This is a genomic window from bacterium (genome assembly GCA_037128595.1).
Classification (GTDB): Bacteria; Verrucomicrobiota; Kiritimatiellia; order CAIKKV01; family CAITUY01; genus JAABPW01.
On record JBAXWB010000027.1, the window covers coordinates 63,634 to 79,618 of the forward strand.

At 55.9% G+C, this 15,985-nt stretch carries 12 protein-coding genes; 2 read left to right on the forward strand and 10 right to left on the reverse strand.

Features of this window, described 5'->3' with window-relative positions:
• Nucleotides 1-3: 3 nt before the first annotated feature.
• On the reverse strand, nucleotides 4-597 hold the full coding sequence (locus tag WCS52_15405) for an OmpH family outer membrane protein (protein MEI6168569.1): 594 nt from the start codon (nucleotides 595-597) through the stop codon (nucleotides 4-6).
• 128 nt (nucleotides 598-725) lie between these two features.
• Nucleotides 726-2,255 carry a glycoside hydrolase family 5 protein gene (locus WCS52_15410; protein ID MEI6168570.1) on the reverse strand — a complete coding sequence of 510 codons (1,530 nt, stop codon included), beginning with the start codon at nucleotides 2,253-2,255 and terminating at the stop codon, nucleotides 726-728.
• Nucleotides 2,256-2,508: 253 nt separating this feature from the next.
• On the opposite strand from WCS52_15410, the gene WCS52_15415 reads away from it, so the two are divergent.
• Together WCS52_15415 and WCS52_15420 are read left to right on the forward strand one after the other, a co-directional pair.
• A complete protein-coding gene (locus WCS52_15415) occupies nucleotides 2,509-2,925 on the forward strand; it encodes a secondary thiamine-phosphate synthase enzyme YjbQ (protein ID MEI6168571.1) in 417 nt (138 codons plus the stop codon).
• 567 nt (nucleotides 2,926-3,492) lie between these two features.
• A complete protein-coding gene (locus WCS52_15420) occupies nucleotides 3,493-4,125 on the forward strand; it encodes an SGNH/GDSL hydrolase family protein (GenBank protein MEI6168572.1) in 633 nt (210 codons plus the stop codon).
• 113 nt (nucleotides 4,126-4,238) lie between these two features.
• On the opposite strand, the gene ychF is transcribed toward WCS52_15420, so the two are convergent.
• The 8 genes from ychF to WCS52_15460 form a co-directional block, all read right to left on the reverse strand.
• Nucleotides 4,239-5,339 (reverse strand): redox-regulated ATPase YchF, encoded by a 1,101-nt coding sequence (gene ychF / locus WCS52_15425; GenBank protein MEI6168573.1) that lies wholly within the window; start codon nucleotides 5,337-5,339, stop codon nucleotides 4,239-4,241.
• Nucleotides 5,340-5,380: 41 nt separating this feature from the next.
• Nucleotides 5,381-6,961 carry an FGGY family carbohydrate kinase gene (locus WCS52_15430; GenBank protein MEI6168574.1) on the reverse strand — a complete coding sequence of 527 codons (1,581 nt, stop codon included), beginning with the start codon at nucleotides 6,959-6,961 and terminating at the stop codon, nucleotides 5,381-5,383.
• 15 nt (nucleotides 6,962-6,976) lie between these two features.
• Nucleotides 6,977-8,302: a xylose isomerase gene (gene xylA / locus WCS52_15435; protein ID MEI6168575.1), complete on the reverse strand. Its 1,326-nt coding sequence runs from the start codon at nucleotides 8,300-8,302 to the stop codon at nucleotides 6,977-6,979.
• 68 nt (nucleotides 8,303-8,370) lie between these two features.
• Entirely contained in the window at nucleotides 8,371-9,585 is a 1,215-nt protein-coding gene (locus WCS52_15440; protein MEI6168576.1) for an ROK family transcriptional regulator, read from the reverse strand.
• On the reverse strand, nucleotides 9,586-10,641 hold the full coding sequence (locus WCS52_15445) for an aldose epimerase family protein (GenBank protein ID MEI6168577.1): 1,056 nt from the start codon (nucleotides 10,639-10,641) through the stop codon (nucleotides 9,586-9,588).
• A gap of 106 nt (nucleotides 10,642-10,747) precedes the next feature.
• Nucleotides 10,748-11,455, reverse strand: coding sequence for a hypothetical protein (locus WCS52_15450; GenBank protein MEI6168578.1), 708 nt, complete (start codon nucleotides 11,453-11,455; stop codon nucleotides 10,748-10,750).
• Nucleotides 11,452-12,447 carry a hypothetical protein gene (locus WCS52_15455; GenBank protein MEI6168579.1) on the reverse strand — a complete coding sequence of 332 codons (996 nt, stop codon included), beginning with the start codon at nucleotides 12,445-12,447 and terminating at the stop codon, nucleotides 11,452-11,454. The genes WCS52_15450 and WCS52_15455 overlap by 4 nt, the downstream gene beginning before the upstream one ends.
• Before the next feature lie 17 nt (nucleotides 12,448-12,464).
• Nucleotides 12,465-15,985: hypothetical protein (locus WCS52_15460; GenBank protein ID MEI6168580.1), on the reverse strand; the 3,521-nt coding region annotated here is incomplete at its 5' end.

The window sequence follows — 15,985 nt, forward strand, 5'->3', positions numbered from 1 at the left end:
CTTTTAGCGCTTGGCGCGCGCGGCCTCAAACGCAGGGTCGATCACGGGCATATCTTTGGCGAAGAAATCCTTGGACGCATTCACGACGTCCTCAGTCATATCCACCTTGTTTTTAAAATAAGGAAGGTTGGGCCCCGTGGTCAGCACCACATCCGCCCCACGCTTCAAAGCAACCTGGTTGATGAATTGTCCCAACCGTTTCCGGAAGGACGCCACCGCCAGGTTGTCAAACTGCTGAAGGGCACCCTGCAAAGGGGCAATGCTCTGGCTGAATTGCTCGTCCCCGGCCTTCATCGAGGCGGCGATTTTCTCCTTATCAGCGGGAGTCTTGGCGTCCGCCAGCTTGTCCTGAAGGGATTTCATGCGGGCCTTATAGGCCTGCAGCAATTGGGTGGCTTTCACAAAGGAGTCCAACTTGATGCGTTCCTTCTCGATCTTCTGGAGCGCGCCGACATCCTTGAATACGCGGTCGACATCCACTACGGCCACCTTATGGGGATTCATGAAGAAGACGCTCCAGGCCAACAGCCCCAGAAGCACAATCACATACATCACTTCATACCAACGGATTTTGCGCCCTTCGTTATTCATTTCCATGACCACTCCTTATAGATTTAAATAGTCTCAACTCGTGCCGGATAAGATGCGGGATGACCTGCGGAAATTCAAGCCTCAATCACGACCTCACATATCGGCCATGAAATCGAACACCTTATCCCCGAGTTTCACTTCCGGACGGTTGGCACCAAAGCCTCTTTCAGCGGCTGGATCCAGCGATCGGTGACAGGGTTGTAAAGACCGAAACCTGAACAGAACTCCCAATAGGTGTAGCCCATTTTCCGTTTGTCGGCCGCCTCAGCCACACACCTTATCCAGCGCACCCGTGACTCCATATCGGCGGTGCTCAGCGCACCAAATTCCCCCAGATACAAGGGCCGGCGATGTGTAACCGCCCAGTCAATGGCGATGTCGAAATCATGCTCGATCGCCTGCCGCTCAACCGCCGTCCCGGTCCAACGGGTCCCCAGCCATTTCTTCGACTGCTCCCCGACCCAGTCAGCCCCTTGGTGCGTGAACTCAAACGGATTGTAGTAGTGAACGGTGACGATCAGGTGGCGGTCCTGCTCCGGCAGGGTCAGGGTCTTCAACTCGCTGATGCTATTCCAGCTCACAGGCCCGACCACTATCTCCCGGGTAGGATTTGAGGCCCGCACCACCGGCAACGTTTCGGCCAGCAACCGGTTCCACTTATCGGACAGCAGTTTGCCGCTAGGCTCATTCAAAAGTTCAAAATACAATTCAGGCGGCTCATTCTTGTAGTGCTCAGCGATCTGCTTCCAGAGGGCCAGAAACCGATCCCGATGGGCCGCCGGTTGCTCGAAAATCTCGTTATAGTGGTGCATATTCAGCACTGTATGCAACCCGCGTTTCAGCGCGTGGTGAACCGCCCAGTCCACCCGGTCGAAAAATTCCGGATCAATGCGGTACGGCGGAGTGGTTCCGGCATGCGCCGACCAGCGCACGGGAATTCTCACAGAATCAAACCCGGCCTCCTTGATCTGCTCGAAGTACGACTCCTTGAGCGTCACGCCCCACCCGCCTTCTTTTGGGGCTTCCAACGCATTACCCAGATTCACTCCCCGGCCTGGCACCGGCGTGAGTCGCTTAAAAAAAGGATCCGCCATCGTCTTCCCGAGGTCCACCCGGTCCACACAGACCGCGCGAATGGTATCGACTTCAAACCGGTGCGACCGGCCGGCCCGGTCCAGCAGCACACGTACTGAGACAATCTTTTTCAGATCCAGCGGATGACCGGATGCCCCGTGCCACATTCCGAAGGGGACAACCAACACGGCCTTGCCTTGTTCCGACACCGTGACGGACGCAACGTTGCAGTGCTTCTCGCCGTCGGCACCCGGATTGTTGACACTCAGGAGCACCCGCACCGGAACGTCCTCCAGATTCCGGACCTCCATTTCCACTGCATCGTAACCACCCAAATCCCATGCGCCCTCACGTGGTTCAATCAGCACCCCCGGCCAGTCGGCCTTGGCATCAGTGGTAATCTGTAATGCCTGTCCTCCCTGAGACGGAACGCGGGCTACCTGAGCTTGATCGGCACTGAGCTTGACCGCCCGGGCATCCTCGAAGTCGACGAGGACACGCGGTTTCAGGGCGGGCCCATCCGCCGCCATGGCTACTGCCGCCATGATGCCGATACTGCTACCTAGAATTTGTTTTAGCATTGGGTGCATATTTTTTATTCCTGATTACTGGATACCGGCGTCCCATAGGGACGCCGGTTATTGGTTACTTGTTATCAGTTATTCGGAAATCCGTAATATTCACCCGCGATTCCCGCCGTGCCATTTCTGATTTTTCCTGATCCTGAATTTTGCCGTTTTCCCCAATAACCAATAACCTTACTCATATATTGATGAATTTACCAGTACCGGATGAACTTTACGCTGAATCGTTAATCATCAGGCGAAGTTAAGGGAGAAGAGCATGAAGTCATACCGTAAAGAACTCTGGTTTAACACCCCGACACGACGGGCCTATGTCAACATCACCCCGCAGGTTGAAGAGTGCCTGCAGGAAAGCGGCATCAAGGAAGGTCTGGTCCTGGTAAATGCCATGCATATCACCGCCAGCGTGTTTGTGAACGACAATGAGGCCGGCCTTCATTCCGACTTCGAAAAATGGCTGGAGAAACTTGCCCCCGAAAAACCCCATTCCCAATACGCCCACAACGGTTATGAGGATAATGCTGACGCACACCTGAAACGACAGATCATGGGACGTGAGGTTGTTATGGCTGTGACCAATGGTAAGCTTGATGCGGGACCGTGGGAACAAATCTTCTACGGTGAGTTTGACGGCAAGCGACGGAAACGGGTACTGGTCAAGATTATCGGGGAATGAAGTTGGCACCACCTCCCCATTGACTTGATTGTTCCTCTTGTGGGAGGCGCGCTATGCGCGGCGACTTGTCCGGTCCAGGCACCCAGTTGCGCCTGTCGCGGCGCGTAGCGCCCCTCCCACAGGGAACCTAACATGATGACGGCGGCGTGACGACAGGGACCGGATAAGGCGATTCACAAGGTCCGCGCCTACGTGCGGGCGGGGCGTCCAATGGGCGATGACGGGGATAGGCCAGGTATCGCAAACAGATCCCTGAATCGCTTGCGACTGAATCCGATCTGCAGTCTAGCCGGCTGGACTTGTCTTAAGTCAATCCACACAAGCAACTTACGCTATATTTTTTTCTCGCCATAGTTGATTTCCCAGGTTCAGAGAGTCAATACCGGCCCCTTTCAAGGCGCTTTCATTGACCAGGATTTGGATAGCCGCATCGACGCGTTAGACCATTACGACGAACAAGGTTACCGGTGGATGTCTTGACATTTTCAGCACCCCCTTTTAAGTTTCCAAATCTTGTAAAGGTCCATCGGCACGTTGAATGCCAAACAAATTAATCGGAGTATCCAAATGATGAAGGCACTAAGCGAAAGCGATTTAATTCTTTTCCAGGGCGACAGCATTACGGATGCAGGGCGGATCGGCTCTGCCGACGGCCTCGGCGGAGGGTATGTGTCCATGATCCCCGGCATCCTGGCAGGCAAATATCCCGGGCGCAGGTATCGCATCATCAACCGCGGAAACGGAGGCGATCGCACCGTGGAATTGCTTGCGCGCTGGAAAACCGACTGCCTCGACCTTCGCCCTGATGTGCTCTCGATCATGATCGGGGTGAACGACGTTTGGCGCTTGCGCGGGGAATGGATGGGGCAGACCTTCATCCCCTTCCCGGAATTCAAGGCCAATTACATCAAGTTATTGGATCAAGCCGTGGCCGCCGGCATCACCCGGTTCTTCCTGGTCAGCCCTTCTGCCATTGAGAACAACCAGGACGCGGAATTTAACCGGCATCTGGACGAACGCGCCGCCCTGGTCAAAGAGCTGGCCGTCGCCTACAAAGGCGTCTACGTGCCCGTACGGGAAACCCAGAAACGCATGCTGGCCGAGTATTCAACGGTGAACTGGACCTCCGATGGCTGTCACCCTAGTGCGGCTGGCCATGCCCTACTCGCCCAAACCTGGATTACTGCAGCCGGTTTGTGAGCGTATGCCTTGCTGCTGATCAATCAGCGGCGGGACGCCGCTGCCACTTTAGGGAAATTCATTACCCGGTCGGCCTCCTCTCCCCTTGGGGGAGAGGATTGAGGTGAGGGGTATTAGACATTAAACAGGAATTCGATTACATCCCCGTCTTTGACTTCATATTCCTTGCCCTCGACCCGTAACAGGCCTTTGGCCCGGCAGGCGGCTTCCCCGCCGAATTCGACAAAATCCTTGTAGGAAATCACCTGGGCCCGAATGAAGCCCCGCTCGAAGTCCGTATGAATCACACCCGCCGCCTGGGGGGCCTTCCAGCCGCGATGAATGGGCCAGGCGTGAACCTCCTTCGGACCCGAGGTCAAAAAGCTGATCAGCCCCAACGCGTGATAGCCGGTGTGGACGATCTGGTCGAGCCCGCTTTCCACCACCTTATACTCCTTCAGGAACTCGATCCGTTCGGCCTCCGTCATGCCATTCAGATCCTCTTCCATCTTGGCGCAAATCTTGACGGCCTCAGAGTTGCGGGAGGCGGCATGCTGGCGGACATACTTGACAAAGTCATTATCCTCCTGCAGCCCCGCCTCATCGACGTTGCAGCAGTAAATCATCTTCTTATCGGTCAGAAGCGGACACTCCTTGAACATCAGGACCGCGGCATCGGTTTTATGATCCTCAAATTCCACGGCCATTTTACCGGCCCCGAGATGCTCCAACAGCAACTTGGAAACATCCAGGGAAGCCTGGACACTCTTATCCCCCCGGAGCTGTTTGCCCAACCGGGCAACACGGGTCTCGACGGCCTGATAATCGGCGAGGATCAATTCAGTCTCAATCACACCGATATCACGAACCGGATCCACCGCTCCGTCGACATGAACGATATTTTCGTCATTAAAGCAACGGACGACATGAAGCAGGGCATCCGTCTCCCGGATATTCATGAGGAACTTATTCCCCAATCCCTCCCCCTGACTGGCGCCCTTGACGAGTCCGGCGATATCCACGAAATCGACCGTGGCGTAGACGTTTTTCTGGGAGTGACTGATTTTGGCAAGCACCGCCAGCCGTGGGTCGGGCACCGGGACCACCGCTTTATTCGGCTCAATCGTGCAAAACGGATAATTGGCGCTTTCGGCGTTTTGAGCCCGTGTCAGCGCGTTAAAAATCGTGGACTTACCGACGTTCGGCAGCCCGACTATACCAATGCTTAAACCCATAATGTTCTCCTAAAAAGGAGGAGACAATAGCAGGTTATCGGCTATTTACTAGCACGTAACACCTTGGCTTCAAACTCAGCGTACTGAGGCAGGAGCGCGGCATAGATGGCGGCCGAATCAGGCGCCGGCTGAACACTTCCCGCCGTCTTGGTATTTGTGAATCCGGCCGCGATCTGAGCCCAGGCCACCGGCTTGCCGCTCGCGAGTTGCCAGGCCTGTGCCGCCCGTAACGCCGCCCCCAGCGCCGCCGTCTTTGACACCTCAAACTGGTGCACCGGGCAACCCATCACATCGGCCATCACCTGTAGGATTTCACGCTCCCTGGCCCCGCCCCCGGTGGCACGGATCGAGGTGGGATGAATGCCCATCCACTCGGAGTGCAGCTTCATGCTCATCATCTGCGCTTCCACCACGGCACGACAGTTGGCCGCTGCATGGGTCGCGTCCAGGTTGAGGCGGTGAACTCCGGGCGTCAATACCCGGGGGACAATCTCCGGTTCAAACCAGGGCAACATCAGCCCCCCCCCGTTGCCGGGTGAAGTTGACGCCAGTGCGGCAGCAAATCCGCTCCAGTCCAACCCATAGGCATCCCTGACTTTTTCACGCGCCAGCGAGCCATTCTTGAAGCAGATCAGCGTCATATAGTCACCGGTCGGCGAGACAAACACATGCCCCTCCCCGCGCGGATCCGTATGACATTCCGCCATGGTCCCGAAATAGGTGTCGCTTGTCCCCAGACTGATCGCCACCATCCCGGCCTCCACCAGACCGGTCCCGATCACACTACAGGGATTATCGCCCGACCACACCACAGCCAGGGCATCCGGATTCAGCCCGTATTTCTGGGAAAAATAGGGACTGATTTTCCCCATGAGGGACCATGGCTCGGCGAGGGGTGGCAGTTTCTGTTTCAAGCCTGGCGCGGTCGCCGCCAGCGCCTTGGCATGCCACTGACGCGTGCGGATATCCATGAGGTTCATTCCTGCCCCATCGCCATGATCAATGGGGGCTACCCGCCCGGCCAGCACTGACGCCATAAAGGAACTGACCAGACTGATCCCGGTGGTCGCCTTATAGGCGTTGGGCTCAGTTTTATAGAATTTACGGATCTGGGGTCCGGTGAACCGTTCAAACGCGGCTGACCCGGTGGCTTCCGCCATGGCAGGGCCGCCGCCCAGGGCCGCCTGGATTTCAGCACACTCACGGCTGGTTGAGGAGTCCATCCACACCGGGGCGGTGGGCCTTGAGAAACACGCAGCCAATTGGGTTTTCAACGATTTCCGGGGATCAAGATTGCCTAGCACTCCCGGCAACGTGGCATTCCAATAGACCGACCCATGTTGCTGGCCAGAGCCCGCCACAGCCCGGACCTCACCGAGGGCCACGCCCTCCTGTTTCAATTGCGCCATGAGCACATCCAGCGCTTCGACCCACATCAGGGGCGGAGCATGCACCACAGCGGGATCCTGACTGCGCAACACCCCGTTCTGCGTACCATAGGACGGCAATGTCTTATCAAAATTCAAAGACGCTTCATGCACGACCTGTCGTTTCGACAGATCCACCACCACCACAGACAGGCTCTGCGTACTTGAATCCAATCCCAAAAACAGATCGCTCATGAATACGCCTCCACATCAGATATAATCGTTGATGATCTGCTCGAACCGTTCCTGCTGGCCACTGATCTGGGCCGGTTCACCGGTCTTCTTTGCAAAATCACGCAGGCTGGTGAGCGTCAACTTGCCCTTTTCGAAATCACGCCCCTTACCCGTATCAAACGAGGCGTAACGCGCCTTGCGCAGACTCAGGTAGTCAGACTCCTTCAACACGCGACTGGCCACCAACAGGGCACGCGCAAAGACGTCCATGCCCCCGATATGGGCGATAAACAGATCAGATGCCTCCGTCGAGTTACGGCGGGTCTTGGCGTCAAAGTTGACGCCACCCTTGCCGAACCCACCCGCCGGGAGGATCACCAGCATGGCCTCGGCCACCTCGTAGAGGTTGGTGGGAAATTCATCCGTATCCCAGCCGCTTAGATAGTCCCCCTTATTGGCATCAATACTGCCCAGCATCCCGGCATCCGCCGCACACTGCAGCTCATGCGGGAACGAGTGACCGGCCAGGATGGCGTGGTTCACCTCGATATTGACCTTGAAATCCTTTTCCAACCCGAAATGACGCAGGAACCCAATAACGGTTTCGGAATCAAAGTCATACTGGTGCTTGGTCGGCTCTTTCGGCTTGGGCTCGATCAGGAAATTTCCACGGAACCCCTGCTTGCGCGCATAATCACGCGCCATGGTCAGGAACGTACCCAGATGCTCCTTCTCCCGCTTCATGTCGGTATTAAAAAGCGACATATAGCCTTCACGTCCGCCCCAGAACACGTAGTTTTCGCCACCCAGCGCAATGGTCGCATCAATGGCATTCTTGACCTGGGTGCCGGCATGCGCCACCGCGGAAAAATCAGGATTGGTTGAGGCGCCATTCATGTAACGCGCATTGGAGAATACGTTGGCGGTTCCCCACAATAATTTCACCCCTGTTGCCTTCTGGCGGGCCTTGGCCTCATCCACCATCACGGCGAGACGTGACTCAATCTCAAACACCGAGCCATCCCCCACCACATCGGTATCATGGAAGCAGTAGAAGGGCGCCCCGATTTTGCTGATAAACTCAAAGGCCGCATCCATGCGCGCCAGGTTGCGATCCATCACATTGTCATGCTTGTCCCAGGGGAACACCTTGGTGCCCGGCCCAAAGGGATCCCCCCCCGCACCACAGAGCGTATGCCAATAGGCGACCGCAAAACGGAGGTATTCCCGCATCGTGACGCCGTTGACCTTCTGCGAGGGATTATACCACTTGAACGCCAGGGGATTCTTCGACTTGGCCCCTTCAAATTCAATCTTGCCGATGCCGGGGAAGAATTCCTCATTGCCTTTAAAGTATTTCATGTCGGTTCCTTTTTTAGATGTGTCAGGATAGTTTCTAATGTTTCGTTATTAAGTCAATAAAATAAAACTCAGAGCCGGTCCAGAAGGGCCGCCACACCGCCCAGGCGTTTATCCACGGTGGTGCGCCCAATGCGGCAGCCTTCAAAGGAAGGCCGCAAGGCATGGCTGCGGACTTTATCGCAAAAGGTACCCAGGACGCTGTCCCGGGCATCGAAAATAGCCCCATGCACCAATACCAATTCCGGATTGAATACATTGATGATCATCCCGATCCCCCGCGCCAGGGTGTCCAGGGTGTCATACATCAGTTCAGCGGCATTCCACCGGCCTTCACCTACGGCCTTCACGGCGGCCTCAACACTGACCTTCCGCCCTGCCTGCCGCGACACATTGCGCGCGAAGGCCAGATCAGTGGCCACCGTTTCCAGGCATCCCCGGTTCCCGCAGCCGCAGACTTCGCCTTCGGGATCAATCGTCATATGGCCCAGTTCGCCGCCAAAGCCGCGGCTTCCCGTTACCAGACGCCCCCCGCTCACGACGGCCATACCGAGTCCGTCGCAGATGTCCACCACCGCGAAATTATCCAGACCCCGTGCGGCCCCGAACATCCGCTCCGCCATACAAAATCCATGTTCCTCCTGATGCAACAGGACGGGAACCTTCAGGCGTTGTTCCAGATCAATCCCTGGCTGACAACCATCCAGAAAATGCAGATTGGGAGAAAGGGCGATCCGTTGCTCTGAATCGAGCACCAAGCCGGGCACACTGAAACCGACCCCGAGGCAAGGGGCCTTCACCATTTTCCGTACCCGTTCGACCTGGTCCGAAAGCGTGGATAAAAAGGTACCATAGGTATGCGGGGTGGAAAAAGAAAGCGAACGCCCGGAATCAAACGTTCCGTCCACCCCCGTTGCCGTCACATGGGTGTTCTGGATCCCGACCATCACCCCCATCACCTGCGCCCCCTGACGGGACGGGCGGTAAATCGCGGCCGGCCGACCTGAACCATGCTGACGCTCGGGGTCACATTCCACCAGTCCGTCGCGCTCAAGCGTCTCCATCAACCGTGACATCGTCGGGGCACTGATATGGGTGCGGCGAACCAGTTCGGCCCTTGAGACCGGCCCTTCCTGCCAGAGCAAATCCATGATCCGGCGGGCATTGATCTGCCGCAACATCGAGGGAACCACCCGGGATTGGCCGGAATGAACCCCACCAACGAACGGCCCGGCGGCCCTTCCTTCATCCGTGTGGAACCCCACCCTGTTTTTCCCGGGGTTCATTTATTTCGTTACCGAAAAGCGGTAGACAATAGTGTTCTTATAGACTTGTCCGGGTTTCAGGACCGTACTTGGGAATGACGGCTGGTTTGGGGAATCCGGATAATGCTGAGGCTCGAAACAGAGCCCGGTGCGAACCGCATAAATCCGGCCACCCTTGCCAACGGGGTCCTCCAGAAAGTTGCCCGTATAGAACTGAGTAGCCGGTGCAGTGGTAAGGACTTCCATCATCCGGCCAGATGTTGGCTCTGCCACCGTGGCCGCCAGTGCCAGTTTCCCAGCAGGGTGATTCAGGACCCAGTTATGATCATAGCCGCCACCATATTTTAACTGCGGATCAGGACTGTTGATGCGCTCCCCGATTTTCCGCGGCTTGCGAAAATCAAAAGGCGTGCCTTCAACGGGGCATACTGCCCCGGTCGGGATAAGGGCTTCATCCACCGGGGTGAAGGCATCGGCGTTAATGGTGACAACGTGATCCAGTACATCCCCATTGCAGGCCAGATTGAAATAGGAATGGTGAGTAAGGTTCACCACCGTGTCCTGATCGGTTACTGCCGTATAATCCAAAGCGAGGGCATTGTCCTCGGTCAACGTATACACGGCGGTAACGGACAATGTCCCTGGGAAGCCTTCCTCACCATCCGGGCTGACATAGGTGAGGGTCAGTGCCGGGCCACTGGGTGTCAGTGCCGTCGCGGCATCCCAAATTACCTTGTCAAAACCGATGAGGCCGCCATGGAGCGAGTTGATGTCATTGTTGTTGAGCGCCAGGGTATATTGTTTGCCATTCAGGAAAAATTTACCGTGGGCAATCCGGTTCCCGAACCGCCCCACGAGACAACCGAAATAAGGGCTCTTCGCGACATAGTCTTCAAGGTTGTCAAAACCCAGGACGACATCACCCATCACTCCATTCCGGTCCGGAACCTTGAGCGATACAACAATGCCGCCATAATCGAGAATCCGGGCTTCTACACCCGATTTATTGATGAGGGTAAAGACTCGCACCTCACGCCCATCCGCCAATTTGCCAAATACATCTGATTTAATGGTCATTTTCAAAGCCCTTATTTATTTTTCGGTTTCTCCCAGTATGTAAGGAGGGTTTTGCTCTGTCAAAACCAGAATTCATGTGGAGCAAGCCTTGAAGAGCCACGCCTTATCAGGCGCGGCTACGTTTCCGCACAAACGCCAGGATGGGTTGCCGGAAGGTCAATAGCAGAGAAATGAAGGCCACTAGTGCCAAAGCCATGGATTCAGGTTCCGGAACAGGAATACTGGTCGTCCAGTTATCCAGGCCATAGGTGAAGGCAGACCCGTTCGCGGTTAAGTGATCCACGTGTATACCTATTTCCGTCACGCGGGACACATCCCCCATGAAGTCAATCCCGCCATTCAAAGAACTCCAATTGAGTCCGTTAAAATTCACTGAGACCGAAGTCCATGCATTTTCCGGAACTTGAAAGTCAAGAAGCCACGTCTTTCCACTTTGTGATTTAAAATAGAAATTCAGGGCGACGGTCGGATCAGAAACCGGCGAAACCCAAAAGCTGAAAGATACGATATGATTCGAATAATTGCCGGTGTGATTAAGATCATTATTGAAAATGTACCCATATTCGGAACCGAGGTTGCCAACATCAGGAAAAGACAACTGGAAATAACCGCTATCAGATACTCCACCATTGTGCGGGATCGTAGCGATACCATCGGGACTAACACTCTGCCAACCTGAAGCATCGTAGCCAGGAGCGTCGAAACTATCGGTGCCCAGCACCGGTGCGCCTTTTGCTGGCAATACCAAAACTCCCAGCGCAATAAAGGGAAGCAGACACACAACTTTAAGCACTCTTGTTAAGGTTTTGTTCATTGCGCGCCCCTCACATCGATCCGGTAAAACACCGGTCCATCCATTTCGGCATCATCATAGGTTACTTCCCCCGCCGCCGATTGCCCCTCAACATCGGTGCCGATCTTGCTGAACCCCTGCGTTAAATCGGTACTTCTCAAAACACTATATACCCGCCCAGCCTTTGCATTCCAGCGTAATCGCGGACGACTTTGAATGCCCGGCTCAATCGAGAGTCGCAGGCAATCATTGGAGTCGCCCGCCGAGGTCCCAGCTACCCATTCAGAGGCATTGGCCACGCCATCACCGTCAAGGTCACCATCGGGCAACACCGTTTTTCTTGCGACATCGACGGAACTCCCAAATTGGGCCATCCACGCTGCAAAATCCGCACCCGGCCCTGTCAGGGAAAAATCATCAATTTTCACGGTTTGTCCATTCATAGAGCTGTTTCTTCGGACAATCACCCCTATCCATGTGACATTCCGCAAATCCGCCTCAAAGGAATTCCAGTCGGTGGCACCACGCAGCTCCCGTAGAACCGACGGCAGGATTGGAACGGTCACCGTTTGCCAAGCCCCAGTCGCCTGAATTCCCAAACTCAACTGCCACCACCGGGTGGACGTCTCATTACGGAAAGATAACCAGGTCTCCGTGGGATAATCGCAATAGATACGAAAACTCACCGCCGCCACCCCATTGCTGAGGTAATCCCCCGTAAATAAACCGCCAGACGCCCCGGCATCAGCCTTGATTAGATATTTCTCCGGGGGCATGGGCATCGAAGCAATACCGTCCCGATCAATATATGACTTGAACACCACGGCCATCGCTTGATTCGTGACTAAAAATTTCCGCGTATCACTGACCACTCTTTCGTTGACCAGATCATAGGCCACCCACCCGACTGTACTCGTGCCTGCCCAGGTTTCCACAGCAGTTACCAAGGCGGCCTCAGACGCAACACATCCCACACCCAATAGTGCGAATAAACTGATTATCACTTGTTTCATTTTGCCCCCTATTGAAATTATTGCCACCAGTTGCTGTTCGGGGCTGGCGATTCCGCCGCCCAGGTGAATCCCGTCCCACTGTGGTAATAGTAATACCCTACGCCATGCTGTAATCGGACATCAGCCGCCGGTGCAGATGAGTTACCCACCCGGTACCAGCGTCCATCCGGCCTCATATACAGGATGGTTGTTGTCAATCCGCTGCTCACATACAGGCGATCAGCATTGGGCCAGTTGATATCACCATGGGCACCCGCTGCGGCAAAGCCCCACCCAATATCTGTTCCACGGGTCGCGAAGGCCTCTGTCCTTGAACGAGGGAATGGCCAACTGATTATCTTCCACACACCCGGCAGGAAGGTGTTCGTCTCACTGGTCAGACGGACCGGCCCAGCGTACTCGATATTCGTCGACACCCCGCCCACCTGCCGCTTAACCCAGTAACCAACATTGGGACTGATGCGATCAGTCGTTTCTTCGCCAACGCCATCCCGGACCCACTTGTTGGCATGGTTAAGCATATAGTTCTGCCAAACCCCGTCCTGGCGCAAGGCATACAACAGATCGCCGTCCACGTTATCCCCCCGCAGCCCGACCTTGAGTTTATCACCCAGGGTCTTGTTCAACTCGTAGTCGAAACACTCCACCGGCATGCTCAACTCATGCCACCACCCTGTCGTCAGATTTTGCACAAACGCCTCATACATGACGGGGTTCGTCTGGGTGACGCCCGCTTCCTCCCAAACGATCTGGTAAAACCGGGTATTGCTGACTTCCTGCACTACATTGGTATCCGTATAGGTCACCCAGCTCGGCATATTCGACCAGGTCACCATATGGCGCCAATTCTGACCGGAAGGATGGTCGATATTATTGGAGACCGAGATCACATGATACACCGCACCCGAGATCGTATTGAGCTGAAAGGTGATATTGCTGCCGTCGGGAACGGGGTTCGTCAGGACCACGGCATACCCGACCGGCGCCGTAACCTGCAATGCCGCCGCGTTCGTCCGTGCCGTTGTCAGGCCAATCCCTTGGAATGTCGCCGAACTCATCACCGTATTGGTGGTCTTCCCGCTACCCGTACTGGTCAGCGCGACAAAATTGCCTGTCACACTCGCAGTGCCACCCACCTGCAGTCCCCCGATATTGTTCCACGTAAAGGTGCCCGCATTTGTGCTATTGGGGAGTGGGGCCGCTCCATTGTATTGCAACACCGCCGCATCAAAGGTGTCAACCAATTGAATGGAGGCCAGCGGTAAATCGCCTGAATTCGTCACCGTCATCATGAAGATTGCCGGTCCACTCGTGACCGCCGAGCGCCCCACCGGGAACAGCACCGTCTTGCTGAGCGCATAGGACGGCACAATGGCATTCGTCACACTCCCGGTGATGATCGCCGGCGAAGCACCATTTGTCGTCTGCACGGATGAACTGACCAGATTGGTCATGACGCCGGGATAGGTATTGTGCAAGGCCGTGAAGTTGACGGCAATGTTCGTCCCCCCGCCTACGGCCAAGGGACCGACGTTCGACCATACGAGGGTGCCGCTGCCCAGATAGGTCTGGGGTGCGGGCGTTGCACTCAGGTAGGTGATGTAATTTGTTGGAAACTCATCGGCCACTAAAACCGTGCCCATCCCCATGCTGCCCAGGTTCGTCACGGTAATCACATAGCTGATCGTCTCGCCCACATCCGCCGCCCGGCCCAGAGGGCTGATCACCCTCTTGGTAATGGTGGACATCGGAAGCGCCAGAGCATTAGTCCCGCTGACAACGGGCTCGACTCGCTCATCGGCACTCACCCCGCTCAACGTGCTGTTGGAGATAATGAAGGCGACGTTGGTGATGCTCTGCCCGGCATTGAGGATCGACTGCAGGGTGAAAGCAAAGGTTTTCGTTGCACCCGCCAGAATGGCATTGGTAGGCACGATCGCCCCGGCATCGCTCATCAGGGTGATGGTCGCTGAACCGGGTGCCCCGCTGGATGCAAACGTAAACCCATCGGGCAACAGGGTATTGGCCAGCGTGGAGGTATCAAAATACGCGGCATTAAACCTGTCCGTCACCACCACATCATACGCCGTCGCGAGCCCCTCGTTCGTCACCACCAGCGTAACGGTGACCAGCCCGTTCACCGGACCCGACATGGTCTTGAGCATCTTCAAGGACGGCTCCACCGCGTAGGTATACACCTCCAATGATGTCACTGTATTGGTGCCCGGCCCGGAAAACGCCGCCGTCGCCAGGTTGGTAAACACCGTCTGCTGCCCAGCCTTGCCATGATTGAGCGGCACGTCCAACACTCGCGCATCCACTTCGATTCCCAAGGTGTTATTGCCTGAATTGTTGTCGTTCCCGACCACCGTATTCCCTGCAAGGGTAAGCACTGCCGGAACCCCGTCACCGGTACCACCTACGAGACCAGCCGTCCCCAGGGTCATCTGGGCGGGGGTGACCAACCGGTAGGCAACAAATCGCATGCCTGCCGGGATCAGATCAGTGACTACCAGATTGGACACAGTCCCTTCAGGCATCGTGACGCTAATGAGATAAGTGGCGACTTCACCAATCTGGAGATTGGTGGCCGCCGACTCCCACTCATGACTCAAACTGGTTCCGATCAAACTCTTGCTGACAACGATATTCGGGATCGCCGCCGACGCCGAGGCGTTGGCCGTGCTCACCACCCGCTGTTCAGCCGGCGACCCGGCCATCGTATCAGCCTGGAACGACGCCACCAGTGTCACGCTGGTATTCGGCGGCACCGTCTGGGCTGCCTTCATTTGATAGCGGAAGGTAATGCCCTCATGCACTTCAAGACTATTCGTCGGCTCGAAGGAGGTGCTTGTATCCGACACTATCTGCAATCCGCCGTTAATCGCCCTCAGGACATAGCCCGTCGGGGCGAGCCCATTGACGGTGAAACTGGCCACACTGTTGTTGGTGTCGAAATACACGGTATTCACGGCATCGGTGATGTTCAGATCAAACGCAGTCGCCAGGCCTGTGTTTGTCACCACCAGCGTCACCGTCACCACGTCACCCGCATCCATTACATTCGTACTGAAGGCCTTGCTGATGGCAATCACCGGCTCGACATTGGTCGTCATGACCGCCCCATTCGTTATTGCCGGCAGCGCGTTCCCGGCAAAACTTACCACCGACTTGTTGGTGAAGAAGGTCTGTGTTCCCGCCGCCGTCCCGAAGTTAATGTTGGTGTTCAACACCACCGCATCGACTTGTATCGAGAAGGTGTTATCATTAGCATCGTTGTTATTCGTTACCACCGTGTTATTGGTGAATACAAAGGACACCGGCGACCCGCTACTGCCATTGCTCACGATACCCATCGGCGACCCCAATGCGCCACCAAAGCCGGTCGTCACCACACGGTTGGTCACATACTGCATCCCACTCGGAATCAGGTCTGTCACCATCAGGTTACTGATCGTGCCTTCCGGCAGTGTCACCGCCAATTGGTAGGTCACCGTCTCACCAATCTGAACATACTGGTTCGTCGAATCCACCGCAT

Bases quoted from the DNA above. Each gene is read 5' to 3' on its own strand.
- WCS52_15405 (MEI6168569.1), bottom strand. From the start codon at position 597: ATGGAAATGAATAACGAAGGGCGCAAAATCCGTTGGTATGAAGTGATG.
- WCS52_15410 (MEI6168570.1), bottom strand. From the start codon at position 2,255: ATGCACCCAATGCTAAAACAAATTCTAGGTAGCAGTATCGGCATCATG.
- WCS52_15415 (MEI6168571.1), top strand. From the start codon at position 2,509: ATGAAGTCATACCGTAAAGAACTCTGGTTTAACACCCCGACACGACGG.
- WCS52_15420 (MEI6168572.1), top strand. From the start codon at position 3,493: ATGATGAAGGCACTAAGCGAAAGCGATTTAATTCTTTTCCAGGGCGAC.
- ychF (MEI6168573.1), bottom strand. From the start codon at position 5,339: ATGGGTTTAAGCATTGGTATAGTCGGGCTGCCGAACGTCGGTAAGTCC.
- WCS52_15430 (MEI6168574.1), bottom strand. From the start codon at position 6,961: ATGAGCGATCTGTTTTTGGGATTGGATTCAAGTACGCAGAGCCTGTCT.
- xylA (MEI6168575.1), bottom strand. From the start codon at position 8,302: ATGAAATACTTTAAAGGCAATGAGGAATTCTTCCCCGGCATCGGCAAG.
- WCS52_15440 (MEI6168576.1), bottom strand. From the start codon at position 9,585: ATGAACCCCGGGAAAAACAGGGTGGGGTTCCACACGGATGAAGGAAGG.
- WCS52_15445 (MEI6168577.1), bottom strand. From the start codon at position 10,641: ATGACCATTAAATCAGATGTATTTGGCAAATTGGCGGATGGGCGTGAG.
- WCS52_15450 (MEI6168578.1), bottom strand. From the start codon at position 11,455: ATGAACAAAACCTTAACAAGAGTGCTTAAAGTTGTGTGTCTGCTTCCC.
- WCS52_15455 (MEI6168579.1), bottom strand. From the start codon at position 12,447: ATGAAACAAGTGATAATCAGTTTATTCGCACTATTGGGTGTGGGATGT.